Consider the following 26,021-nt stretch of genomic DNA (forward strand, 5'->3'; position numbering starts at 1 on the left):
ATCTAATTCAACCCCTATTCCACATATAAAACCAATCCCTTCAGGTATTCACTTTCAGGGTGGTAAATATCAACCGGATGATCAACCGGCTGGCTCATTTGGTGAAGAATGCGAACTTTACGTCCGGAAATTGCTGCTGCCGAAAAAACAGCTTCCCTGAATTTCTCTTTCGACACCACCTGCGAACACGAAAAGGTAAACAGAATTCCGCCTTTACGAATTTGCTCGAAAGCACGGGTGTTAATTCGTTTATAACCTTTTAATGCCTGCGTCAATGCGTTGCGGTGTTTGGCAAATGCCGGCGGATCAAGAATGATCAGATCGTATGTATCTTTAATGTCTTTCAGGTATTCAAAACCATCGATCACTGTTGATTTATGGCGTTGGTCTCCCGGAAAATTCAACTCTACATTCTCATCGGTCAATTCAATGGCAGTTGCCGATGCATCAACCGAATGCACCGATTTGGCACCTCCCTGCATGGCGTAAAACGAAAAACCTCCGGTGTAACAAAACATGTTCAGCACATCGCGGCCTTTCGAGAAATCCTGTACCAGCTTGCGGTTTTCGCGCTGGTCGACAAAAAATCCGGTTTTCTGTCCATTCTCCCAGTCCACTTTAAAACGCAGTCCATGTTCCAGCACCTCGTGTGCTCCCGAAACATCGGGGCCGCCAAACAAATAACCGTCTTCCGATTTTACCTGGGCTTTAAAGGGCAATGTTTTTTCGCTTTTATTATAAATGGCTTTCAGGTGGTCGCCCATCACTTCCTGCAAGGCTTTCACCAGCTCTTCGCGAATAAGGTGCATACCAATAGAATGCGTTTGCATTACCGCTGTTCCGTTATAGAAATCAACGATCAGGCCCGGCATTCCGTCTCCCTCGGCATGTATCAATCTAAAAACATTCGTTTCCGGGTTATTCTCAAAACCTATTTTTTTACGCAGGTTCCAGGCACTTTCGATTTTGCTTTTCCAGAAATCGTAATCCGGCTCAACATCTTCAAACGACACAATACGAATAGCAATCGATCCGATCTGGTAGTGGCCCATTGCCAAAAACCGGTCCTGGTTCGAATACACTTTTACCATGTCGCCCTCGGCCGGTTTACCGTACATTTCTTTAATGGCTCCGGAGAATACCCACGGGTGAAAACGCAGCAATGACTGGTCTTTACCCGACTTTAATACAACTTTGACAAACTCTTTTGCCATCTCTAATTTTTTGAAAAGTTCTCGAAAATTTCCAGTGCAGCCCACGCGTCGGTGGCTGCATAATATTGTTGCGCTTCTGTTAATTCGCTGGCTTCCCAGTTGGTTAACTGCTGTCCTTTCGAAATACGGAAACCACAGGCAATGGCAGTCAGTTTTTTCAGACTGAAATTCTGAATGCCCATTTCTTTTGCCTCATCCTGCAACTCAACAAAACCACCCGGTTTAAAGGGCACAAATTCCTGTAAGCCTTTAATATCGTCTCGAATAGCAACACCCGGTTTTATCACATTCTCGTTGGCCAGTAATTCCACAATTTCACGTGGCAAACCAATGCGGTTAATCCGGAATAAAAAAGCCTTGTTTTTGGTCGACAATTGCAGCAGGGCCACTTTGTTTACCACGCCTTTTTTAAACGAAGGTTTTGTTTCGGTATCAAAGCCAATTATGCTTGCTCCGTTGAGCTCTTCTATGGCATGTTTTACCTGTTCTAATGAATCAACTAAAAAGATCTGGCCTTCAAAACGTTTTAAAGGCAGCCCCGTCAATTCTTCGTTTGATATTTTTTCTTTAAACATTTATTCCTCTTCTTGATCGGTTCCCCAGAATTTATCAAGCCACTTGGGATTTCCTTTCCCGGGAACAGCTTCGTCATTACTACTTTCAGTCGAAAAATCAGCACCGCTGTAAACCAGCATGTGCACGGCACGCATAACATTTACCAGCTGCTGCCCCCAAAACTCTTCAAAATGATAAATACACTCCGAAATTGCATCGTTCATTACTTCTTCGTTACCAATGCTGTAATTGGTGATACAATCCTTCAGATCCTGGTAAATATCCATCAGATTTTCGGAAACACTTGCCCGTACTGTTTCTTCTCCAAACTGAATATTGGGGTCGAAAACTTCGTGAAAACCATCGTTCTCGCCCAACAACTGCAACCATTTCTGGTGCAATACATTGTAGTCGAGTTCGTTTACAAATTTCTCCAGTTCCTCTTCCATCACCATTTCAATCTTCCCAACAACCGAAGCCTTTAAATAGAGTAATGGCAACAACTTTTGCAGCTTTGCAAGATTTTCTTCTGCAGTGAGATGCGACACATTCTCGATGGTAGAACAGTACTCGTTAGCCACTGTTACAAATTCAACTACATTTTTTGAATATACGATCTGATCCATAGTCACACCTAATTTCCCAATAATTAAACTGCTGCAAAAGTAGTAAAGATTTTTAAGACCGGAGAAAAGAGTTGAAATGGTAAATTAGTGAATGAGGAATTGAGTGAATGAGGAAGAACTTTGTGGTTTAATTTTTCATTGTATCAAGTGAGAAATTGCGAACTGGGACTGTAAACTAAATACTGCGACTTTTTACTTTTGCCTTTTTACTTTTGCCTTGCGAAGGATTGAAGGATTGAAGGACTGAAGGAAAAAATGCATAAATGCTTTAATACGATAATGCTTAAATCCAAAAGCGGAGTTACTGAAAATTGTTAAACTGATAAATTGTAAAATTGCACTCGAAGCTAGTGGCTCGTAGCTCGTAGCTCGTGGCTAGAAGCTACCTTTTACTTTTGCCTTGAAACGTCAACTACTTCCATTCAAGCAGTCCGTCAACGCGGTAGATTATTTTTTTGTTATCGAGTAACCACTTAACTATTTCGCGCATTTTTTGTTGGTCGCCCTTAAGTTTAAACAAGAGGTTCTCGTAGGTACTTGGTTCTTCGAGCAACTTTTGCACACGTTTGCTAACGGTTTCAAATTCGTAATCGCTAAGCGCCAGTGCCTGTTTGGCTTTACAAATATCGCAGGTGCCACAGGGGGCAGCATCGCTTTCGCCAAAATAGTTCAACAAAATCAGGCTGCGGCAAGTTGCCGAATCGGTAGCATAATGAATTACCGACTCAATTTTTTCGGTGTAGTCCTTTTTCCGCAGATCGTAATTCTCTTTCGAGATCTTCAGGCGGTCGATATGCACTCGCTCTTTCGTAAAGTAGATAAACGGCGTTTGACTTTTCGGCACATAATCAATCACTTTCGACTGGCGCAAATGTTTCAGGTAATTATACACCTGGTCGCGGTTAAGCCCCGAACGTTTCGACAACAACTCTTCATCAACCGATACATAACCGGTGAATAAACCGGTGTACGAGCGCAACAGCAGTTTTATAAAATCGTCGAGTTTGGCGTTGGCCACCTGAAACTTGTAAAGCTCATCGCGCGAAATCGGGAAATAGACTCGCGAAGGACTGTCAACCTGCTCGGTAAATTCAAGGTATTCCTGGCGTTGCAAAATCTTCAGGCTATTGTAAACCATCGCCTGCTGAAATTTGTAGGCCTGGGCAAACCCCTGCAAGCTAAATTCGCGCACCTGCCCTTTTCCGTGGCCCACAGCGATTTGAAAATAGTTACACAGCGAATCGTAAATGCGTTTTATATTATCAATTTCGGGAAACGAAGTTGAAATATGCTTTTTCAACTTTGTGGTATCGGCATTATTATATAGTAACACCGCTGCCGATTTTTTCCCATCGCGGCCTGCCCTACCCGCCTCCTGGTAATAGGCCTCCAGCGAATCGGGCGCATCAATATGAATCACAAAACGAACGTTGGCTTTGTCGATTCCCATTCCAAAGGCATTGGTAGCAACAATCACACGCGTTCTTCCGGTCAGCCAGTCGTCTTGCCGCGAACTACGAACAATATTTCCCAAACCGGCGTGGTAATAATCGGCCGAAATTCTGTTTTGCCTTAATTCTTCAGCAATTTCACGGGTGGCTTTACGGCTGCGCACATACACCACTCCCGAACCTTTACTTTTTTTCAGTGTATCCAGCAGATATCCGGTTTTATTCTCCACATGACGCACCAGGTAACTCAGGTTTTCGCGGTGAAAAGACATTTTTAACAAATTCTTCTCTTTGAAACCGAGCTTCTCCTGAATATCGTCGGCTACCTTAGGAGTTGCGGTTGCTGTTAAAGCCAGTATTTTAATTTTGGGCAGCAGCTCCCGCACTTTAATAATGCTTAAGTAACTGGGCCGAAAATCGTAGCCCCACTGCGAGATACAGTGCGCCTCGTCAACCGTTAACAGGTTTACTTTCATTTGCTCCAGGCGCTCTATAAAACGCTCTGAATTCAGGCGTTCGGGCGATACATATAAAAACTTGTAATTGCCCCAAACAGCGTTATCAAGCGTAAGTTTTATTTCGCGCGCCGACATACCGCTGTGCACGGCCAGGGCTTTTATCCCTTTCCGGTTCAGGTTCTCCACCTGGTCTTTCATTAAAGCAATCAAGGGTGTAACCACCACACAAATGCCTTCGTACGCCAGCGAATAAACCTGAAAAGTTATTGATTTACCGCCTCCGGTTGGCATTAGTCCAAGCGTGTCATTACTCGCTGCAACAGACTCAATTATTTCGAGCTGCAGCGGCCGGAATTCGGGGTAGCCCCAATAGCGGGTAAGTATCTGCCTGAAGTCTTCCATTAATACAAATTAAGAAATCATTTTAACCTTTAACAATTTTTATTCTTCAAAAGTAAGCACAGCTTAAATAAATCAGTTCTGGTCCACTATTTTTTTGTAGTTTTGCGCTTTAATAAAAACATTAAAATAGTTAGGCATGTCGTTTCTAGAAGACAAAATACAGTTTGAAGGATTAACCTTCGATGATGTTCTTTTAATTCCCTCATATTCAGAATTGTTACCACGCGAAGTTGATCTATCTTCGAAATTCACTCGTAACATTATCATTAATACTCCGATTATTTCGGCAGCTATGGATACGGTTACCGAGAGTAAAATGGCCATTGCCATTGCACGCGAAGGCGGTATTGGTGTGATTCACAAAAATATGGGTATTGAGGAGCAGGCGCACCAGGTAACAACTGTAAAACGTGCCGAAAATGGTATGATCTACGACCCGATTACCATTACTCCTGAGAAAAAAGTGAAGGATGCACTGGATTTTATGGCCAAATATAAAATTGGTGGTATTCCGGTTGTTGATGGCCACGGGCACCTGGTAGGAATTGTTACCAACCGCGACCTTCGTTTCGAGTTGAATATGAGCCGCCCTATTTCGGAAGTGATGACCAGCGAAAACCTGGTTTCTACGCTCGAATCAACAGATTTGCATAAAGCTGCCGAAATTCTTCAGCGACATAAAATTGAAAAACTACCGGTTGTTGATAAGGAAAATAAACTGATCGGGCTGGTTACCTATAAAGATATTACCAAAGCAAAAGATAAACCGTTTGCCTGTAAAGACGAAAAAGGCCGTTTGCGCGTAGCAGCCGGCGTTGGTATTGCAGGCGACACCATGGATCGTGTAGATGCACTGGTGAAAGCACAGGTTGATGCACTTGTTTTGGATACTGCACACGGACATACCAAAGGTGTGGTTGAAATGCTAAAACGCATCAAATCAAAATATCCGGATAAAGATGTGGTTGCCGGAAATATTGCCACTGCCGAAGCTGCACAATTGCTGGTTAGCGCCGGTGCCGATGCGGTTAAAGTTGGAATTGGACCGGGATCAATTTGTACCACCCGTGTTATTGCCGGTGTGGGTGTACCACAGCTTTCAGCTATTTACAATGTTGCAAAAGCGATTAAAGATTCAGGTGTTCCTGTAATTGGCGATGGCGGTCTCCGTTACTCAGGCGATATTGTAAAAGGTTTGGCTGCCGGTGCCGACTCGATGATGGCCGGAGGATTATTTGCAGGTGTTGAAGAATCACCGGGTGAAACCATTCTTTACCAGGGAAGGAAATTTAAAGCTTACCGTGGAATGGGATCGGTTGAGGCCATGCAAAAAGGTTCGAAAGACCGCTATTTCCAGGATATGGAGGAAGATATAAAGAAACTGGTTCCTGAAGGAATTGCTGCACGTGTTCCTTTTAAAGGATCGTTATACGAAGTGCTTTATCAGCTACTTGGTGGTATACGCGCCGGAATGGGATATTGCGGAGCACAAAATATTAAAGCGCTTCAACAGGCTAAATTCACCCGAATTTCAAATGCGGGTGTTCAGGAAAGCCATCCACACGATGTAAGTATTACTCGTGAAGCACCGAACTACAGCAGCCGCCAGTAAGCGCGGGCTGCTTTTACCCGAAGGGGTGAAAAACAATCGCAATTTGCTCAAGCAGAGTTGTTCAAATATAAACCGATGGTGTAAAATGAACAGAGTTTTCTTTTCATTGATTTTTTTTGTTGTCATTACCTTACAGGTTGTAGCACAATCTGACGAGGTGTTGTTAACGATTGATCAACACGAGGTTAGTAAAGATGAATTTGAATTCGTTTACAACAAAAACAACAGCAACCTGTATTCCGATGCCGATAGAAAAACACCCAAAGAATACCTGGAACTGTTCATCAATTTTAAGCTGAAAGTTGTTGAAGCTGAAAATCTAAAAATGGACACCAGCCAGGCCTTTATTAATGAACTGGCCGGTTACAGAAAAGAAATTGCAGCGCCTTATCTCACCGATATTGATTTTAACGAACACCAGGTTGAAGAGCTTTACCGCCGCATGAAACTGGAGGTAAATGCAAGCCATATTTTGTTGGGTGTTGACAAAGATGCGTCGCCAGAACAAGAACAGCAGGTACTCGACAAAATTACTAACATTCGTAAGCAGATAATCGCCGGAAAACCTTTTGAGGATACCGCAATGGAATACTCGGAAGATCCGTCGGCAGAAACAAATAAAGGCCATTTAAACTATTTTTCGGCTTTTACCATGGTGGCTCCTTTTGAAGATGCGGCATTTAACACGCCTGTTGGAGAAGTTTCGGAGCCGGTGCGCACCGACTTTGGATACCATCTGATTAAGGTGCACGACACACGCCCCAACAAAGGAGAATTGCAGGTTGCCCACATACTGAAAAACGTGGGCAGGAATGCCACACCCGAAGAAAAAGCAAAAGCAAAAACGGCCATCGATTCCATTTATCAGTTGCTGCTCAACGGAGCTGATTTTGCGGCTTTGGCTAAAAACGAATCGCAGGACCGACGTTCTGCAGTACGTGGCGGAGAAATGCCCTGGTTTGCGGCAGGCAGAATTGTTAAGGAATTTTCCGATCCGGCATTTGCGTTAAAAAACGATGGCGATATTTCGGAACCTGTTGAAACGCCTTTTGGCTATCACATTATAAAACGCCTAAGTGCGCGCCCGGTCCCTCCTTTTGAAGAAGCCCGCACGTTAATCGAAAGTCAGATAAAAAAAGATGCTGCACGCCAGGCATCAGGAAAAAAAGTGTTTGTTGAGAAACTGAAAAAGGAGTATAACTTCTCGGAAAACGAAGCTGCCAAAGCAAAATTAGCTGAACTAACTGTTGCCGGCACTTCTGCTTTGCCCGAAGAAACTTTCTTTACTATCGACAATAAAAACCATGGAGCCGAAGAACTGACTGCGTTTATTACACAAAATAATATTAAAACGGGCTCTTACCTTTCGGTTTACGATAATTGGGTGACGGATGAGATCACAAATCTGGAAGACTCAAAACTGGAAGAGAAATACCCGGAGTTCCGCTATCTGATTAACGAATACCACGATGGCATTTTGCTGTTTAATATTTCGCAGGAAAAAATCTGGAACTATGCAGCGCAAGACACTGCAGGGTTGGAAGAATTCTACCAAAAGAACAAGGATAAACACCTTTGGGGAGACCGTTTTAACGGACATATAATTACCTGCAAAAATGTGTTGGTTCGCGAAGAAGCGGAAAACCTGTTTGGTGCCGGTCTGAATGCTGACGAAGTACTCGCACACATAAATGCTGATGGTGAAGAAGAACTGATTTCCATTGAAACCGGAGCTTGGGAAGAAGCCCAAAATCCGGTAGTGGATTATTACGTTTGGAACGGTAAAGACCCGGAAGATTTTGACAGTGCCACCACTTTTGTTCGTGGCGACAAAATTAAACCGGAGCCTAAAACGCTGAATGAAGCGCGCGGTCTTTTTATATCCGATTACCAGGATTACCTGGAAGAACAATGGATAAAAGAACTGCGCGGCAAGTACAAGGTTAAAGTGAATAAAAAACTGCTAAATTCCATCGAGGGTGTTTAAACGAAAAATCACATATGGTTTTATCGTTGCACTGGCAATTGCACTTTCTTCATGTTCGTCAGGAAGCAATGATGAACCAGTTGCCAGCGTTGGAGAAAAAGTGCTTTATCGCTCAAAAGTGGAAGAAATTCTGCCCAAAGGAATCAGCAGAGAAGACAGTATATCGATGACCGATAACTACATCGACAAATGGATTAAGCAGGAACTACTGATTCAGAAAGCCGATGAGAACCTGAGTGAAGAGCAAAAAGACCTTCGTAATGAATTGGAAGAATACCGCAATTCGCTGATTATCTACAAATATAAAAACGAGTTGATTCGGCAACGTATGGACACTGTTGTTACCGACCAGCAAATTGAGGAGTTTTACAACAATAACCCTGCAAACTTTAACCTGAATAACAGCATTGTAAAAGCCACGTTTGTAATGATACCAAGCGATTTGGCCGATCCTAATATGGTAAAATCCCTGATTGCCGACACTTCACCCGAAGGCATTGACGAACTTCGCGACTATTGCAGTCAATACGCTAAAAAAGCAAACATATCTGCCGACGAATGGATCAGCTTCCAAATGCTGGAAAACAACTTTCCGCAAAAGGTGGATGATCCCGAAACCTTTCTAAAGCGGAACGAGCTGTATGAAATGAATGATTCAAATTATTACTATATTGTCAGCATTCATGATTATAAGCTAAGTAACGATCTGGCTCCGATTGAATTTGTTCGGGACAATATTAAGAATCTGATCCTGAATCAGCGTAAGATCAGGTTTTTAAAAGAAATTGAAGAAAATATTTACACAGAAGGTGTAAGAAAAAAGAAATTCAGAATATATGACACGAAAACGAATTAATGAAAATATGAAAACTAGAATTTTTGTAACAATGATGCTAATGCTTGCGGTACTTACCGGAGCAAATGCTCAGGATAAAGTTATCGACCAAATTGTAGCCGTGGTTGGTGGTAACGTTATTTTGAAATCGGACATCGAAACCATGAACATTAACCAGCAAGCGCAGGGAATTACTTCGGAAGGAGATATGAAATGCGAGATTCTGGAAGATTTTTTGATCAATAAGCTACTGGTTGCCGAAGCTGAACTGGATACCTTGATTACGGTAACACCCAGCCAGGTAAACCAGCAAATGGATGCACAATTGCAAATGTACATGCAACACTTTGGTACCGAAAGCGCCGTTGAAACGTACTTTGGCAAACCAATTGCAAGTATTAAATCCGACATGCAGGAAGCTATTCGCGAGCAATTATATAGTCAGCAAATGCGTTCGAAAATTGTTGCAAATGTAACCGTAACTCCATCGGAAGTGCGTTACAACTACCGCAACCTTAGCAAAGAGGAAATTCCAACAATACCTACGCAATACGAGTATGCGCAAATTACTGTGCAACCAAAAATAGAATTGGAAGAAGAAAACCGGGTAAAAGCTAAACTGCGCGAGATTAAAAAACGTATTGAAAACGGTTCGAGCTTTGCAGCAATGGCTGTAATTTACTCTGAAGACCCTGGTTCTGCAAAAGATGGAGGAGCACTACCATTTATGGGTCGTGCACAACTTGACGCCAGTTATGCAACTGCAGCTTTTAATTTGAAAGGCGATAAAATATCGAACGTTGTACAAAGTGCTTTTGGTTATCATATCATTCAGTTGATTGATAAACAAGGAGGAAAAGTTGCTACCCGTCATATTTTGATGAAACCAAAAATTTCGGTTGACGCAAAAGAAGAAGCTTACGAACGCCTCGACAGCCTGGCCAATCTAATTCGCAAAGATGAAATTGCGTTTGATCAGGCAGCTCAGATGTTCTCGTACGATAAAGAAACCCGTAACAACGGTGGTATCGCCATTAACGCCAACACGATGTCGTCGAAATTTTCGATTGAAGAGGTTGATGCCAATGTGAGTAAGGTCATCACCAAAATGAACATCAACGAGATTTCAGAGCCGTTTGAAACCATTGATACGAAAAACCAGCAACAGGTTTATAAAATAATCAAGCTGTTAAGAAAAATAGATTCGCATAAGGCCAACCTGCAAGACGATTACCAAACGCTTGCCGAATTGTACCTTGCGAAAAAGAAAGAACAGGTTTTGGAAGAATGGATTGCTGAGCGTCAGTCGCAAACCTACATCCGTATCGACAGAACTTACGCTAACTGTAACTTTAATTTCGACAACTGGATTAAATAACCCACGAATTTTTGTTTATGAATTTTAAAAACGACGTTGAAGCCTTAGATGCACTTCAGGAAAAATTTAAAGACCTGAAAAAGGAAATTACAACCGTAATCTATGGCCAGGATGCAATTATCGATCAGGTACTGATTTCGCTGTTTAGCCGCGGTCATGTTTTGCTGATCGGTGTTCCCGGGCTGGCAAAAACGCTGCTCGTAACTACCATTGCAAAAATCCTTGGGCTAAAGTACAACCGTATACAGTTTACGCCTGACCTGATGCCATCGGATATCATCGGTACCGAAATTCTGGACAACGAACGTAATTTTAAATTCATACAGGGACCATTATTTGCGAACATTATTTTGGCCGACGAGATTAACCGTACACCGCCAAAAACGCAATCGGCACTGTTGGAAGCCATGCAGGAACAATCGGTTACTGCTGCCGGACAACATTTTGAGCTGGACAAACCGTTTTTTGTGCTGGCAACGCAAAACCCAATCGAGCAGGAAGGAACCTATCCCCTGCCCGAAGCGCAGCTCGACCGTTTTATGTTTTCGGTGTGGCTCGATTACCCAAAACTGGAAGACGAAATTACCATCGTAAAAAATACAACTACCATACAAAACACCCAGTTGAAACCGGTTATTTCAGGGAAAGAGATTCTGTACTACCAGGATTTAATTCGTAAAATTCCGGTAAACGATAATGTGTTACGTTATGCGGTTACTCTGGCGGCGAAAACCCGTCCGGAGAATGAACATGCGGCAGAGATCAGTACCCAGTACCTGAAATGGGGAGCCGGACCTCGTGCTTCGCAATACCTGGTGTTAGGGGCAAAAACACATGCTGCTTTGCGTGGTAAATATTCGCCCGACATTGAGGATGTAAAAGCCGTTGCTCCGTCTATTCTGAGGCACCGGATTATCAAAAACTACAAAGCCGAAGCTGAAAATATTTCAATCGACGAAATCATCGACAAATTGCTTTAATGTCTTTTTATCGTTTTAATAGCAGCGCTACTTTGCGCAAATTCACCCCTGCAATTTTCTTCCTTTTCCTTTTGTTTGTTGGAACAAAAGGATTCTCGCAGGAAAAGAAACGTGTGGAAATTTTGCAGGCAGGAGATTTAATTCAAACAGCAAATATTGCCAATGCCCAACGCCTGATCAACGACGTGATTATCCGTCATGAGGACATTCTGATGTATTGTGATAGCGCCTACACCTACGAAGGGACAAACCGGGTTGATGCTTTTGGCAACGTACACGTTAACCAGGGCGACACGCTGCACCTTTATGCACGAAAAGTATTCTACGATGGCGACCGCAGTTTTGCACAGGCCATAAAAAATGTAAAGCTGGAGAATAACGAGGTCACGCTTTACACCGACACGCTGGATTACGACATGAATCTGAACGTTGGCTACTACGACTGTTTTGGGAAGATTGTTGACAGCACCAACACGCTTACCAGCAAAGTAGGTAAATATTACCTCGACAATAACGAAGCACATTTTACCGATAGCGTTGTTGGCTTCTCCGATAAGTACACCATCATCAGTGAAGACCTGCGCTATAATACGCAAACCGAGGTCATCTTTTTTAAAGGGCCAACTACCATTCGCGATTCGGTGAACACCCTTTATGCCGAAGATGGTTGGTACAACACCCAAACCGGCGAGGCCGACCTGAAAGAAATGCCAAGCGTGTATAACGAAACGCAACTTTTAACTGCAAAACAAATAAGCTATAACAAAGAAAATGGCGATGGTTATGCCGAGGGTAACGTTCATATCGAAGACTTTGAAAATCAAACCATAATTCAGGGAAACAAAGTAATTTACAACGAAACAAAAGAAACGGCCATTGCCACCGACTCGGCAGTATTTATTTCGTATAGCGAAGCCGACAGCCTGTTCCTGCACGCCGACACCTTAAAAAGTATCCCTGACACCATTGATGGCGAAAATATTGTAATGGCCTACTACGGCGTACGCTTTTTCAGAACCGACATACAGGGGCTTTGCGATTCGCTGATGTATTTCACAAAAGATTCGTTGGTGCAGATGCACAGCAACCCGGTTATATGGAGCGAACAGCACCAGCTTAGTGCCGACTATATTGAAATGATTCAGCACACTACTGCCCCTAACGAAATGCATATGATGAAAAATAGTTTTATCATTTCGAAACAGGACTCGGGGCGCTTCGATCAGATTAAAGGCAAAGACATGACTGGCTACATTGTTAACGGCAAACTACGCAATATTGATGTGGATGGCAACGGGCAAACCCTGTATTATGCCCGCGACAAAGAAGCCATTCTCGGGCTGAACAGAGCAGAAAGCAGCAATATCAGCATACGTTTCAAAGAAGGAAAGATTGATGCCATTGCATTCCAAAAACAACCCGAAGGGCAGTTAAAACCAATTCTGAAACTGGAAGATAGCGAGAAAACATTACCGGGTTTCGAGTGGAAAATAAAACTGCGCCCGCTTTCGAAAAAAGATATTTTCTGGCGACCTGAGAAGAAAGAGGTGATTGAGGAAGAGACAACAGAAGAAGTCACTGGTCAATAGTCACTGGTTGCTGGTTGCTAGTTACTGGTTGCTGCGACTGAAAACTGAGACTGCCCACTGAGCTTTAAACTTTTGCCTTCAAATCTTTTTCCTTGATTCATCCTTAATCCTTAATCGATCATCCTTCCTTCTTTCTACTTTTGCCTTAAACAAAGTTACTTCAATGTTAACGCAAAACAGACATTTCGGTATTATTCTTCTTTTTTTAATAAAAAAGCCCCATTTCATTTTCATTTTAAAATAATATTTTCATATTTGCAGGAAATCATAAGCAAATGACAAAAAATATCAACATTTCTATTCTTAACCTCCTCATTGGTATTCTTCTTCTAACAAGAAAGAAATGAGAATGGTGTGTTGATTAACGATATTGGAATAAAGAAGCCATTCTCACTTTGAGGATGGCTTTTTTCATGATAGATACGTACATAGCTTAAAAGAAAAATAACATAAATAGACAACAAATCATGAGCGACAGACTTTACATTTTCGACACAACTTTGAGGGACGGTGAACAGGTTCCCGGTTGCCAGTTGAACACGGTAGAAAAGATTGAAGTTGCCAAAGCTTTGCAGGAATTGGGAGTTGATGTAATCGAAGCAGGATTCCCCATTTCGAGCCCAGGTGATTTTGAATCGGTAGTAGAGATTTCGAAAGCGGTTACATGGCCAACTATTACAGCCTTAACCCGCGCAGTACAAAAAGATATTGATGTTGCAGCCGAATCACTCAAGTACGCCAAAAAAGGTCGTATCCACACCGGAATCGGAACATCTGACTTTCATATTTACCACAAACTCAACTCAAATCCCGATGCCATTATCGAGCGTGGTGTTGAGGCGGTGAAATACGCAAAAAAATACGTTGAAGATGTAGAGTTTTACGCTGAAGATGCCGGCCGTACTGATAACGAGTACCTGGCCCGCGTAATTGAGGCAGTAATTAAAGCCGGTGCTACGGTTGTAAATATTCCCGACACTACCGGTTACACCTTGCCACATGAGTTTGGTGCAAAAATCAAATACCTGGTTGACAATGTGCCAAATATTCATAAAGCGATTATTTCAACGCACTGTCATAACGATTTGGGAATGGCAACTGCGAACACTATTTCAGGAATCCTGAATGGTGCACGCCAGGCAGAGGTTACCATTAACGGTATTGGCGAACGTGCGGGTAACACTTCGTTGGAAGAAGTGGTAATGACTTTGAAAACGCATTACAAGGCATTGGGAATTGAAACCGGTGTAAATACCAAGAAAATTTACGGAACAAGCCGTTTGGTTTCTACTTTAATGAACATGCCTGTTCAGCCAAACAAAGCTGTTGTTGGACGTAATGCTTTTGCTCACTCATCAGGTATCCACCAGGATGGCGTGTTGAAAAACCGCGAGAACTACGAGATCATGGATCCGGTAGAAGTGGGTATCAACGAATCGGCAATTTTATTGACTGCCCGAAGTGGCCGCGCCGCGTTGAAACACCGTCTGGAATTGTTGGGCTTCGAGTTGGACAAAGAAAAGCTTGACGAAGTTTACGAAGAATTCCTGAAACTGGCCGACAAGAAAAAAGACATCCGTGATGACGATATCGCGTTGTTGGTTGGCGATGCAACGCGCAAGGAACACCGTATTAAGTTGGATTACTTACAGGTTGTTACCGGAAAAGGATTGAAACCGATGGCTTCGGTTCAATTAAATATTGCAGGCGAAAAATTCGATGCAACTACTTCAGGTAACGGCCCGGTTGATGCAGCAATTAAAGCAGTGAAAAAAATCATCCATCGTCATGTGGTAATTGAAGAATTCCTTGTTCAGGCAATTACACGTGGAAGCGACGATATTGGGAAAGTGCACATGCAGGTGGAATACAACGATACGATCTTCCACGGATTTGGTGCAAACACCGACATTATTACAGCTTCAGTTGAAGCTTTCCTTGATGCAATTAATAAGTTGCCTGTTGCTGAATAATTATTTGAGAGAGTAAAAGACAATAGATAAAAGAACTTCAGAAAAGAAGTAAAAAGAAATCATGACAGCAAAAACATTATTTGATAAAATTTGGGATGCACACGTGGTGAAGGAGGTTGAAGGTGGCCCAAATGTATTGTATATCGACCGTCACTTTATTCACGAAGTAACGAGTCCGGTGGCCTTTTTAGGATTAAAAACCCGCGGATTGAAAGTTTATCGTCCGGATCAGACCACTGCTACTCCCGACCATAACGTACCTACGATCAACCAGCACCTGTCCATTAAAGACGAACTTTCACGCAACCAGGTTGACATGTTGAAAAAGAACTGCGATGAGAACGGTATCGTTTATCACGGACTGGGAACTGAAGGTCACGGCGTGGTGCACATTATCGGCCCTGAAATGGGTTTAACCCAGCCGGGAATGACCATCGTTTGTGGCGACAGCCACACTTCTACACACGGAGCTTTTGGTGCCATTGCTTTTGGTATTGGAACCAGCGAGGTGGAAATGGTTTTGGCCAGCCAGTGTATTATGCAACCAAAACCAAAGAAAATGCGCATCACCGTTAACGGTACTTTAGATAAAGGTGTAACTGCAAAAGATATTGCACTGTACATCATCTCTAAAATTTCAACCAGTGGTGGTACAGGTCACTTTATCGAGTATGCAGGTTCAGCAATCACCAGTCTTTCGATGGAAGGCCGTATGACACTTTGTAACCTGAGTATTGAAAGTGGTGCCCGCGGTGGTATGATCGCCCCGGATGAAACAACTTTCAACTACGTAAAAGGTCGTCAGTTTGCACCAAAAGGTGAAGACTGGGACAAAGCCATGGAAAAATGGGCGGAGTTAAAATCAGACGAAGATGCAGTTTTTGATACTGATTATACCTTTGATGCTGCTGACATTGAGCCGATGATCACCTACGGAACAAACCCGGGAATGGGAATTGGTGTTTCGCAGACGATTCCAACATCGGAAGGGTTGTCGGGAACAGATAAAACAACGTATCAGAAATCGTTGCAATACATGGGATACAACGAAGGCGATGCCATGAAAGGCAAACCGGTTGATTTTGTTTTCCTGGGAAGCTGTACCAACGGCCGTATTGAGGATTTCCGCGAATTTGCCGCTTTTGTAAAAGGAAAGAAAAAAGCCGACAACGTCACTGCATGGTTGGTACCGGGGTCAAAAGCAGTGCAAAACCAGATTGAAGCAGAAGGACTTGTTCCAATATTAGAGGAAGCAGGTTTTCAACTGCGTCAACCGGGCTGTTCAGCATGTCTGGCAATGAACGACGATAAAATTCCAACAGGTAAATATTCGGTTTCAACTTCGAACAGAAACTTTGAAGGCCGCCAGGGACCGGGTGCCCGCACTTTGCTTGCCAGCCCGCTTACAGCTGCTGCTGCTGCCGTGACTGGAGTTATTGCTGACCCAAGAGAAATGATGTAGAACCGCACAGCGCAAAGCGCACAGAGCGAAGCGAATAAAATCGCTAAGCACTCTGTTCTTAGCACTCTGCAAAAATTGTAAAAAATGGCATACGACAAATTTTCAATAATAAATACTTCGGCAGTACCTCTGCCCTACGAAAATGTAGATACCGACCAGATCATTCCTGCACGTTTCCTGAAAGCGGTGGAACGTAAAGGATTTGGCGACAACCTTTTCCGCGACTGGCGGTATGAAAACGATGGAAGTCCGAAGGCTGATTTCCCGTTAAACAACCCAAAATATTCAGGCAAGATCCTGGTTGGCGGTAAAAACTTTGGTAGCGGATCTAGCCGCGAGCACGCCGCATGGGCCATCTACGATTATGGTTTCCGTGTAGTGGTTTCAAGCTTTTTCGCCGACATCTTTAAAGGAAATGCATTGAACAACGGCCTGTTACCGGTTGTTGTTTCACCAGAGTTCCTTGAGAAAATCTTTGATCAGATAGAAAAAGATGCAGATTCAACTTTTGAAGTCGATCTTCCAAATCAAGTATTCACCATAACAGCTACTGGTGAGTCGACTGATTTCGAGATCAATCCGTACAAAAAGCATTGTTTACAAAACGGATTGGACGATATCGACTACCTCGTTGAAATGAAGGAGCAAATAGCAGAATTTGAACAGGCTTAAATCTATGGAGGGTTTCACCGATTGTGAAGCCCTCTATACATAACAGACAGACAAAAATGACAGGCAAAGCAGTAGAAATTTCAGGTAAGCGCCTGACCATTATGGATACCACCCTTCGCGATGGTGAACAAACCTCCGGGGTTTCGTTCAGCGAAGGGGAAAAACTAAGTGTAGCCAAGGTGCTGCTTGAGGATGTGAAAGTAGACCGCATTGAAATTGCCTCGGCGAGGGTGTCGGAAGGAGAATTTAAAGGCACACAAAAGGTAATGAATTGGGCGGCACAGAAAGGTCACCTCGATAAAGTTGAGGTACTCGGATTTGTTGATGGAAAAATTTCGCTGGAGTGGATTGCCAAAGCCGGAGGAAAAGTGATTAACCTGCTGTGCAAGGGATCTTATAAACACGTTACCGAGCAACTGCGGAAAACGCCGGAACAGCACGTTAACGACATCAAACAGGTACTAAACTATGCCGACGAGATGGGAATCAGGGTAAACATTTACCTTGAAGACTGGTCGAACGGTATGCGCAGCTCCAAAGACTACGTTCATTTTATGATATCGAGCCTGAAAGATGAAAAGATGGAGCGTTTTATGCTTCCCGATACATTGGGCATCCTCGATCCGGACGAAACATACGATTTCTGCCACGAAATGATCGAAAGCTTTCCTGACGTTGAATTTGATTTTCATGCACACAACGACTACGACCTGGCCATTGCCAACGTATTTCATGCGTTGAAAGCCGGAATTCGTTGTATCCACACCACGGTTAACGGTTTAGGTGAACGTGCCGGTAACGCTCCCCTTTCGAGTGTTATTGCAACTATAAAAGATCACCTGAAAATGAAAACCCGGGTGAATGAAGCTCAGTTAAATAAGGTTTCGAAACTGGTTGAATCATTTTCAGGAATTCGTATTCCAACCAACAAACCATTGATTGGTGAATTTGTGTTTACCCAATGTAGCGGAATTCATGCCGACGGCGACAGTAAAAACAACCTGTATTTCAACGACTTGCTACCGGAACGTTTTGGCCGTACACGCCAGTACGCTTTGGGAAAAACTTCGGGCAAAGCCAACATCAGAAAGAACCTGGAAGACCTTGGCATTGAGCTGGACAAAGAATCGCTGAAAAAAGTTACCGATAAGGTTATTGAACTGGCCGACCAAAAAGAAACCATCACCAGCGACGAGTTGCCATATATTGTAGCCGATGTTCTGGAGAATGATCTTTTTGATCAACGTGTAAAAGTGGTGAATTACTCGATAAGTTACACTATGGGTTTGCGCCCTATGGCCAACGTTTCGCTTGAAATTGATGGAAAGATTTACGAGGAATACAGCGATGGCGACGGACAGTACGACGCATTTGTAAAGGCTTTGCGGAAAATTTACGAACGTCTCGATAAAGCATTTCCTATGCTGGTTGATTATGTGGTAACCATTCCTCCGGGCGGTAACACAAATGCCCTGGTTGAAACAGTTATTACCTGGCGCAACGATCACGAATTTAAGACCAAAGGTCTGCATCCTGATCAGAACGCCGCTGCAATTCTGGCAACAACCCGGATGTTGAACATTATTGAAAACGAGTTCAACTCCACAAAACTGGAAGAATTAAAAAACGAAAAATAAAAACGACCTCGGATCTGCAGTTTTGTGTGTCCGAAAACTTTTAAGAAAATGAAACTTAACATTGCATTATTGCCCGGCGACGGGATTGGTCCTGAAATAGTTGATCAGGCCATGAAAGCAGTGAAAGCTGTTGCAAATAAATTTAATCACGAATTAGAATACACCGAGGCACTAACAGGTGCCATTGCAATCGACACAGTTGGAGATCCGTATCCGGAAGAAACGCACGAATTGTGTATGAAATCGGATGCTGTGCTTTTTGGTGCTATTGGCGACCCAAAATTCGACAACAACCCAAAAGCGCCGGTTCGTCCTGAGCAGGGATTGCTGGCCATGCGTAAGAAGTTGGGACTATATGCCAACATCCGCCCGGTAGAAACTTTTGAATCGTTGTTACACAAATCGCCACTTCGCCGCGAACTGGTTGAAGGTGCTGATTTTGTTTGCATCCGCGAATTAACCGGTGGAATGTATTTTGGCGAAAAAGGCCGCAAAGACGATGGAAACACCGCTTACGACACTTGTATTTACACCCGTGAAGAAGTTGAGCGTATCTTGAAACTGGGTTACGAATTTGCTGCCAAACGTAACAAAAAGCTTACTGTGGTTGACAAAGCCAACGTGTTGGAAAGCTCACGTTTGTGGCGTGAAGTTGCCCAGGAAATGGCTCCAAATTATCCTGATATCAAAACAGAATACATGTTTGTGGATAACGCTGCAATGCAAATCATTCAGTGGCCAAAGAATTTTGATGTAATGGTAACTGAAAACATGTTCGGCGATATTCTTACCGACGAGGCCAGTGTAATCACCGGATCGCTTGGATTGTTGCCTTCTGCATCGGTTGGTATCCACACTTCGGTATTCGAGCCCATCCACGGTTCATATCCGCAGGCTGCAGGTAAAAACATTGCCAACCCTATTGCTACCATCCTTTCGGCAGCCATGATGTTCGAATATGCTTTCGACCTGAAAGAAGAAGGTAAATTGATCCGCGAGGCTGTTGCAGCGTCAATGGCTGAAGGTTTTGTTACCGAAGACATTGCTGAAGGACCGGCACAAAGTACATCGGCAGTTGGCGACTGGATCGCTCACTGGATTGAAAAGAACTAAACAGATATGCGGTTTTTAACCGCCTTCTATAAAAATAACCGATCTCGCTGGAGATCGGTTATTTTTTTATTCCATATTTTATGTATCCGTCAGCTGAAGCTGACGGCAAAAGATATCCAAATCTCAGAAATAAAAATGAAATACATTTATCCTTTGCCGTTGGTTTTAACCAACGGAATAATAATATAGTTCAGACTCCCGGCTTTAGCCACTAATCTTCTAAAAATTATATCTTTTGAAAAACTGATCAACCTCGTCTTCCCATGTCAATCTTCTGTGATGTTCATCCTGATTTTTTATATATTCTCTCACTCTCACCACATGTGATTGACTTACTGAAACAGCGAAATAATCATCCTGCCAATAAAATTTTACCGGCATCACATTCATTTTATTAATCCAATACGAACTCTCACCTTTCAGTTGCTGCATTACATCTGCTATAGTCTGTTTTCTACCAAGATTTATTAGTGCATGCACATGATCTTTATGAAGATTAATGTAATCGAGAACAATACCTTTTTCACTTGCCTTTTCCCTTATATGATTAAGAAGAACAGGTCGAAAGGTATTCGAAATGATACATTCACGATTTTTTGTAGACCAAACACAATGGAACCAAATTGTTGTGTATGACATGTGATTGAGATTAAATATTTAGTCTAATGTACAAAATTGTTTTGGGCTGAAGCCCTTAGATCTGCACCTTATCATCCGTCAGCTAAAGCTGACGGCAAAAAATAGCAATTGAGAAGATTTAACTATACCGACTCCGGTTCTATCTTTTTCCATATAACCGAAAAATCCCAATTTAAAATCTGTTTCAAAATTACCAGCAAAACTACCGAAGAAAGCACTAAAACCAGCGATTCTTTCACCGGATCTGTTTCCTGTTGGAAAAACAACGAAGGAACCTGTATCGCTGATTCTTTACTGGTAACCAATAGTGCGCCCAGCGTATTATTAACGGCATGTATGCCAATGGCCAATTCAATTCCGTCATCGAGTAAGGCTGTTATTGCGAATGCAACACCAAAAACAAAATACGAGGGCATCATCATCCAGAAGCCGTGTTCTTTCACTTCGGGATTGGCGGCATGTAATAACGCAAACAGAACCGAAGGTATCAGAATAACAGCCCAACGGCGTTTGGTCCATCCGGCAACACCCTGCGCCAGGTAACCACGAAAGATAAACTCTTCGGTGCCCGACTGGATGGGGATTAGAAGAACAGCAACAAAAACCAGGGGAATAAATGCAGTCGGATCAAAACGAAACTCAAGTTCTTCGGGACTTATAGCTAACTGCGCGAAGAATAATATCAACATAATTGCACCCCACACAACAACGCCCAACCAAAACCTGTTCCACCTGAAAGCTTGTCCTCCGTTCACCACATCTTTTGAAGTTCGTTGATGAAACGACTTTATCAAAACAATGGCCAAAACAAGTGTTACTATAAATGGAATAACCATTAGTGCTAAGCCAAGGCTGGGATTAATTCCATAAGCCGATAAATCCATCGGGTTCTCCGGTGTGGCTACCTGCCCCCCATTCATCGCAATGGATATTACCATTACAACAATAAGCGGAATAGCCCCAACTATTTGCCCAACGCCCAGGGCCACAAGAATTACTACTACAAATTTCCACCATTGATTTTCGCCATCGAAAGCGCGCAATAAATGTTTCATTTCTTTTCAATTTTTTTTTGAAGGTTTTAAGTGTTAGCGAAGTTAAAACATTTTGTTAAACGGTCAAGCATAAGTTGTCTTTCTGAAATATCCATTTCTGATTCGCGGTACTCCCCTGCCATGAACCAAAAAAAAATTGCATTAAAAATGCTCCCCCTATTTTATTTTTGAAAAACATTTACTTACTTTGTATTTCAAAGTACTTTTAAAATGAACGAATCAGAAAAGCTGTTAAGCGAATTAAAAGACATTCGCAACATTATGGAGCGCTCAAGCCGCTTCCTGTCACTAAGCGGACTATCAGGAATAATGGTGGGTATCTATGCGCTGATTGGTGCTTTTTTTGCCTACCGCATCGTTTATATTCAATTTCCATCAGATGCCAGACAGGAATATATAAATGACACACTAACGTCTGTCTTTATAATCGGTATTACAGTACTCGTTCTTTCGCTATTCACCATTTACGTTTTAACGGTAAAACAGGCTAAAAAGGAGCAAAAACCCATTTGGGGACCGGGCTCAAAACTGCTACTGATCAATCTGCTTATTCCTTTGGCCACAGGTGGGATTTTAACAACCATACTGGCATTACGCGGATACTATGGCGTGGTAAGTCCGTGTTTCCTTATTTTTTATGGATTGGCATTGGTAAACGCAGCAAAATATACCCGCCCCGAGATTTTAAGTCTTGGTTTGGTTGAGATCGTATTAGGATTACTTGCGGCAATATTTCCGGGTTACGGGCTTTATTTCTGGGCTATTGGTTTTGGTATACTTCATATTATTTACGGATTTATGTTCTTAAATCGTGAAAACAAAAATTCAGAAGCGTGAAGAATCCGATTCAAAATCTGAATAAAGCCTTTGAGAACAAAGTGAGGCTGGGCGTTATGGCTGCTTTGATGGTGAATTCTCGCTTGAGTTTTAACGAACTGAAAGACTTGCTCGAATTAACCGATGGCAACCTGGCCAGTCACATTAAAGCATTGGAAAAGGAAAAATTCATTTCGGTGAATAAAACCTTTGTGGGCAAAAAGCCCAACACTACCTACGCCGTTACATCAAGCGGTAGTAAAGCTTTTGAGCTGCATTTAAAAGCATTGGAAGATTTAATAAAAAATCAAAATATTACAAACAAATAATTTTTTTTATCATTCTACTTTGTACCTCAAAGTACTTTCAAAACAATTAAACATGGAAAAACAAGAAAACATTTTAGACCGCCTTGGAATCAGATTCCACAGAACATTGTCGTTCAAACTTTTAGTAATCGGGATGCTAATCATTATTCTGCTGATACCCAAAGTAATGATAATGGAGCTAATTGGCGAGCGCCAGAGCAATTCCTTCCAGGTTGTGGACGAAGTGATGAGCAAATGGTCGAACGAACAGCTCATTAGTGGCCCCGTACTCTTTGTTCCTTTTAAAAAGAAAATTTACAACGAGGAAGAAGACACGTACAACGAAGTAACCCGTTACGCCACTTTCCTGCCAAAAGAATTATCGGTGAACGGAACATTGCTACCCAAACAATTGCAGCGCAGCATTTACAATGTTGATGTTTACGAAGCAGAACTTGCGATAACCGGAAATTTTAAAGACATCAATCTGGAGAAACTGAACATTGAATCTTCGGATATAATGTGGGACGATGCCCAGTTGCAATTATCAATTAGCGACCTGAGAGGTATAAACAAAGGACTGGAACTGAACTGGAACGACAAAGCCTATACATTTTCGCCCGGAAAAGCCTCATCGCCAATCGGACACAGCGGTGTTTCCATTCCGTTGAAAGAGATTTATACCAGCGACCTGAACGGAGCATTTAATATTAAACTGCAGTTAAAAGGCAGCCAAAACCTGATGTTTACTCCGCTGGGCGAACAAACCTCAGTTCATTTGGAGTCGACCTGGAACGATCCAGGTTTTACAGGTAACTACCTGCCTGCCGACCGCAATGTGGATGACAATGGTTTTCAGGCCGACTGGAGCGTATTACATTTTAACCGAAACTATCCGCAACAATGGATAAGCACCAACCAAGCCTTAAATCAAAACGACATTGAAAATTCAAAATTTGGTGTAGAAATGGTGAGCCTTGCCGATCATTATCAAAAAAACATACGAAGCGCGAAATACGCTATTCTCATCATTATCATCACTTTTGTGGTTTTCTTTATGTTCGAAGTACTGTCAAAAGAGCGCATTCACCCGTTTCAATACATCATGGTGGGATCGGCAATCAGCATTTTCTATTTGCTGCTCTTGTCCATTTCCGAGCACCTAGGTTTTAACCTCGCGTACCTTGTTGCTGCGTTGGCAGTAATTATACTGGTGTTCTTTTACACGCGCAGTTTTTTGCCAAAACTAAAAAACCAACTGGGAACAAGTTTAGGTTTGGCAGGCTGTTACAGTTTTATTTTTATCCTGCTACAACTCGAATCGTTTGCATTACTAACCGGCAGTATCGGATTATTTGTACTACTGGCTGCATTAATGTATTCAACCCGAAAAGTAAACTGGTATAAAGAATAAGAATGACACATTTCCTCCCGGAATACTCCGGGAGGAAATGTCAAAAAAATTTCCAGCCATGAAACGAGCATGTATAACATTACCCCCTGAAGGACTATTAAAACACGAGCGAGTTCCATACTATACCGTTAGAAACAAACAATTTTAATAGTATGAAAAACGTTTTTATCGCAGAAAGGCTACACAGCTTTAAACGTGCACTTAACGGATTACGGCACTTGTGGAAAAAGGAAATAAACTTTCGAATTCACATTTTTGCAACTATTACTGTCGTGACCGCCTTAAGCTGGTTTGTCGAAATTACCCGAACCAAATGGATGCTGATTATTATTTGTGTTGGAATTGTTCTGGCGGCCGAAGCATTTAATTCGGCTATTGAGCGCATTTGTGATCTTATTTCTCCGGAAAAAAATATACAAACCAAAATCATAAAAGATATTGCTGCAGCCGCAGTTTTAATCGTTTCTGTTATGGCTGCAATCATTGGTGTAATTATCTTCTGTTAAAAGTCATAAAATCTATCCGGTGAGCTTGCTTTTAGCGGTGTCCCATATATCTTTGCAAAAAAATTGCATAATGAGCGACACAAAATATTTTCCTCAGTTAAAAGATATAACCAACGCAAAGCACAACCTGTGTGAAATAGTATTACACACCCCCCTTCAGAAAAACCTGAACTTATCGGAAGAATACAGCGCCAACGTATTTTTGAAACGCGAAGATCTGCAGATCGTTCGTTCCTACAAAATTCGTGGAGCCTATAATAAAATAGCACAACTTTCGGATGACGAGCGCAAAAAAGGAGTGGTTTGCGCCAGTGCCGGAAACCATGCACAGGGTGTTGCCTACTCGTGCCGGCTTTTAGGTATTGAAGGCAAAATTTACATGCCCACTACAACGCCCAAGCAAAAAATAAAACAGGTAAAAATGTTTGGAAAAACGCACGTTGAGGTAGTTATTACCGGCGATACTTACGACGATGCCCACCGTGCAGCTTTGGAGGATTGCCAGAAAACTGGTATGGTATTTATCCATCCGTTCGACGATCCGCAAATTATTGAAGGACAAGCAACTGTTGGGCTGGAGATTTTGCAGGATTCCACCGAAACGATCGACTATTTGTTTATTCCCATCGGAGGTGGCGGTTTGGCGGCCGGTGTTGGAGCCTATATTAAACAAATCAGCCCCAACACTAAAATTATTGGAGTGGAACCTGCGGGTGCACCATCGATGCAAAAGTCGCTGGAAGCCAACAGCGTAATTAAGCTGGAGAACATCGATAAGTTTGTTGACGGAGCTGCAGTTCAGCGCGTTGGCGATATTACTTTCGAAATTTGTAAAAAAGTGGTTGACGAATACCAGTCGGTTCCGGAAGGAAAGATTTGTACTAAAATTCTGGAGCTTTACAACCGTGATGCCATTGTAATTGAGCCGGCCGGAGCACTGTCGATTGCCGCTCTTGATTTTTACCGCGAGGAAATTAAAGGGAAAAATGTAGTTTGTATTGTTAGCGGAAGCAACAACGACATTACCCGCACCGAGGAGATAAAAGAGCGCTCGTTACTTTACGAAGGGCTAAAACATTACTTCATCGTGCGCTTCCCGCAGCGTGCAGGTGCCCTGCGTACATTTGTTGATGTGGTATTGGGCCCCACCGACGACGTGACCCATTTTGAATACTCGAAAAAAACAAATCGGGAAAAAGGCCCGGCAGTTATCGGAATTGAGGTGCAGAAAAAAGAAGATTTTCATGGCCTTGTAAAACGTATGGACGAAAATGGTTTCATCTACGAGTACCTGAATGAAAAGGCCGATCTCTTTCAGTTTTTGATCTGATCGTTACAA

22 protein-coding genes are annotated in these 26,021 nt (G+C 42.6%); 16 read left to right on the forward strand and 6 right to left on the reverse strand.

Features of this window, described 5'->3' with window-relative positions; translation table 11 throughout:
* Nucleotides 1–14 precede the first annotated feature (14 nt).
* From G4420_RS22965 to G4420_RS22980, 4 genes are all read right to left on the reverse strand, one after another.
* On the reverse strand, nucleotides 15–1,214 hold the full coding sequence (locus G4420_RS22965) for a class I SAM-dependent rRNA methyltransferase (RefSeq protein ID WP_163326293.1): 1,200 nt from the start codon (nucleotides 1,212–1,214) through the stop codon (nucleotides 15–17).
* A gap of 2 nt (nucleotides 1,215–1,216) precedes the next feature.
* Complete coding sequence (locus G4420_RS22970; RefSeq protein ID WP_163326294.1) at nucleotides 1,217–1,789, reverse strand: 3'-5' exonuclease; 573 nt, start codon at nucleotides 1,787–1,789, stop codon at nucleotides 1,217–1,219.
* Nucleotides 1,790–2,395 (reverse strand): DUF5063 domain-containing protein, encoded by a 606-nt coding sequence (locus tag G4420_RS22975; RefSeq protein WP_163326295.1) that lies wholly within the window; start codon nucleotides 2,393–2,395, stop codon nucleotides 1,790–1,792.
* A gap of 412 nt (nucleotides 2,396–2,807) precedes the next feature.
* Entirely contained in the window at nucleotides 2,808–4,706 is a 1,899-nt protein-coding gene (locus G4420_RS22980; protein ID WP_163326296.1) for a RecQ family ATP-dependent DNA helicase, read from the reverse strand.
* Nucleotides 4,707–4,842: 136 nt separating this feature from the next.
* Here G4420_RS22980 and guaB point away from each other — a divergent pair, with 136 nt between their 5' ends.
* The 11 genes from guaB to leuB all read left to right on the forward strand — a co-directional run bounded on the left by guaB (nucleotide 4,843) and on the right by leuB (nucleotide 19,944).
* A complete protein-coding gene (gene guaB, locus G4420_RS22985) occupies nucleotides 4,843–6,318 on the forward strand; it encodes an IMP dehydrogenase (protein WP_045030498.1) in 1,476 nt (491 codons plus the stop codon).
* 85 nt (nucleotides 6,319–6,403) lie between these two features.
* Nucleotides 6,404–8,305 (forward strand): peptidylprolyl isomerase, encoded by a 1,902-nt coding sequence (locus G4420_RS22990; RefSeq protein ID WP_163326297.1) that lies wholly within the window; start codon nucleotides 6,404–6,406, stop codon nucleotides 8,303–8,305.
* Nucleotides 8,298–9,161, forward strand: a complete 864-nt coding sequence (locus tag G4420_RS22995; protein ID WP_163326298.1) for a hypothetical protein — start codon at nucleotides 8,298–8,300, stop codon at nucleotides 9,159–9,161. Before G4420_RS22990 ends, G4420_RS22995 begins: the two co-directional genes overlap by 8 nt.
* Before the next feature lie 7 nt (nucleotides 9,162–9,168).
* Nucleotides 9,169–10,518 (forward strand): peptidylprolyl isomerase, encoded by a 1,350-nt coding sequence (locus tag G4420_RS23000; protein WP_163326299.1) that lies wholly within the window; start codon nucleotides 9,169–9,171, stop codon nucleotides 10,516–10,518.
* Between the two features lie 17 nt (nucleotides 10,519–10,535).
* Nucleotides 10,536–11,498: an AAA family ATPase gene (locus G4420_RS23005; protein ID WP_163326300.1), complete on the forward strand. Its 963-nt coding sequence runs from the start codon at nucleotides 10,536–10,538 to the stop codon at nucleotides 11,496–11,498.
* Nucleotides 11,498–13,087 (forward strand): OstA-like protein, encoded by a 1,590-nt coding sequence (locus G4420_RS23010; protein ID WP_163326301.1) that lies wholly within the window; start codon nucleotides 11,498–11,500, stop codon nucleotides 13,085–13,087. Before G4420_RS23005 ends, G4420_RS23010 begins: the two co-directional genes overlap by 1 nt.
* Nucleotides 13,088–13,554: 467 nt before the next feature.
* Nucleotides 13,555–15,060 (forward strand): 2-isopropylmalate synthase, encoded by a 1,506-nt coding sequence (locus G4420_RS23015; protein ID WP_163326302.1) that lies wholly within the window; start codon nucleotides 13,555–13,557, stop codon nucleotides 15,058–15,060.
* A 61-nt stretch (nucleotides 15,061–15,121) separates the two neighbouring features.
* Nucleotides 15,122–16,522: a 3-isopropylmalate dehydratase large subunit gene (gene leuC, locus G4420_RS23020; RefSeq protein WP_163326303.1), complete on the forward strand. Its 1,401-nt coding sequence runs from the start codon at nucleotides 15,122–15,124 to the stop codon at nucleotides 16,520–16,522.
* 84 nt (nucleotides 16,523–16,606) lie between these two features.
* Nucleotides 16,607–17,194: a 3-isopropylmalate dehydratase small subunit gene (leuD, locus tag G4420_RS23025; protein ID WP_163326304.1), complete on the forward strand. Its 588-nt coding sequence runs from the start codon at nucleotides 16,607–16,609 to the stop codon at nucleotides 17,192–17,194.
* A 56-nt stretch (nucleotides 17,195–17,250) separates the two neighbouring features.
* Nucleotides 17,251–18,831 (forward strand): alpha-isopropylmalate synthase regulatory domain-containing protein, encoded by a 1,581-nt coding sequence (locus G4420_RS23030; RefSeq protein ID WP_204273801.1) that lies wholly within the window; start codon nucleotides 17,251–17,253, stop codon nucleotides 18,829–18,831.
* Between the two features lie 48 nt (nucleotides 18,832–18,879).
* A complete protein-coding gene (leuB, locus tag G4420_RS23035) occupies nucleotides 18,880–19,944 on the forward strand; it encodes a 3-isopropylmalate dehydrogenase (protein WP_163326305.1) in 1,065 nt (354 codons plus the stop codon).
* 219 nt (nucleotides 19,945–20,163) lie between these two features.
* Here the strand turns inward: leuB and tnpA are convergent, their stop codons facing one another.
* Together tnpA and G4420_RS23045 are read right to left on the reverse strand one after the other, a co-directional pair.
* Nucleotides 20,164–20,583, reverse strand: a complete 420-nt coding sequence (tnpA, locus tag G4420_RS23040; RefSeq protein ID WP_163326306.1) for an IS200/IS605 family transposase — start codon at nucleotides 20,581–20,583, stop codon at nucleotides 20,164–20,166.
* A gap of 122 nt (nucleotides 20,584–20,705) precedes the next feature.
* Nucleotides 20,706–21,638, reverse strand: coding sequence for a CPBP family intramembrane glutamic endopeptidase (locus G4420_RS23045; protein ID WP_163326307.1), 933 nt, complete (start codon nucleotides 21,636–21,638; stop codon nucleotides 20,706–20,708).
* 210 nt (nucleotides 21,639–21,848) lie between these two features.
* On the opposite strand from G4420_RS23045, the gene G4420_RS23050 reads away from it, so the two are divergent.
* The 5 genes from G4420_RS23050 to ilvA all read left to right on the forward strand — a co-directional run bounded on the left by G4420_RS23050 (nucleotide 21,849) and on the right by ilvA (nucleotide 26,012).
* Nucleotides 21,849–22,475 (forward strand): hypothetical protein, encoded by a 627-nt coding sequence (locus tag G4420_RS23050; protein ID WP_163326308.1) that lies wholly within the window; start codon nucleotides 21,849–21,851, stop codon nucleotides 22,473–22,475.
* Entirely contained in the window at nucleotides 22,472–22,783 is a 312-nt protein-coding gene (locus G4420_RS23055) for a winged helix-turn-helix domain-containing protein (protein ID WP_045030474.1), read from the forward strand. Before G4420_RS23050 ends, G4420_RS23055 begins: the two co-directional genes overlap by 4 nt.
* Before the next feature lie 52 nt (nucleotides 22,784–22,835).
* Nucleotides 22,836–24,176 carry a cell envelope integrity protein CreD gene (gene creD / locus G4420_RS23060; protein WP_163326309.1) on the forward strand — a complete coding sequence of 447 codons (1,341 nt, stop codon included), beginning with the start codon at nucleotides 22,836–22,838 and terminating at the stop codon, nucleotides 24,174–24,176.
* A gap of 152 nt (nucleotides 24,177–24,328) precedes the next feature.
* A complete protein-coding gene (locus G4420_RS23065; protein WP_163326310.1) occupies nucleotides 24,329–24,682 on the forward strand; it encodes a diacylglycerol kinase family protein in 354 nt (117 codons plus the stop codon).
* Between the two features lie 70 nt (nucleotides 24,683–24,752).
* Nucleotides 24,753–26,012 (forward strand): threonine ammonia-lyase, encoded by a 1,260-nt coding sequence (ilvA, locus tag G4420_RS23070; protein WP_163326311.1) that lies wholly within the window; start codon nucleotides 24,753–24,755, stop codon nucleotides 26,010–26,012.
* Nucleotides 26,013–26,021: the final 9 nt, after the last annotated feature.

The organism is Draconibacterium mangrovi (assembly GCF_010586825.1).
Lineage (GTDB): Bacteria > Bacteroidota > Bacteroidia > Bacteroidales > Prolixibacteraceae > Draconibacterium > Draconibacterium mangrovi.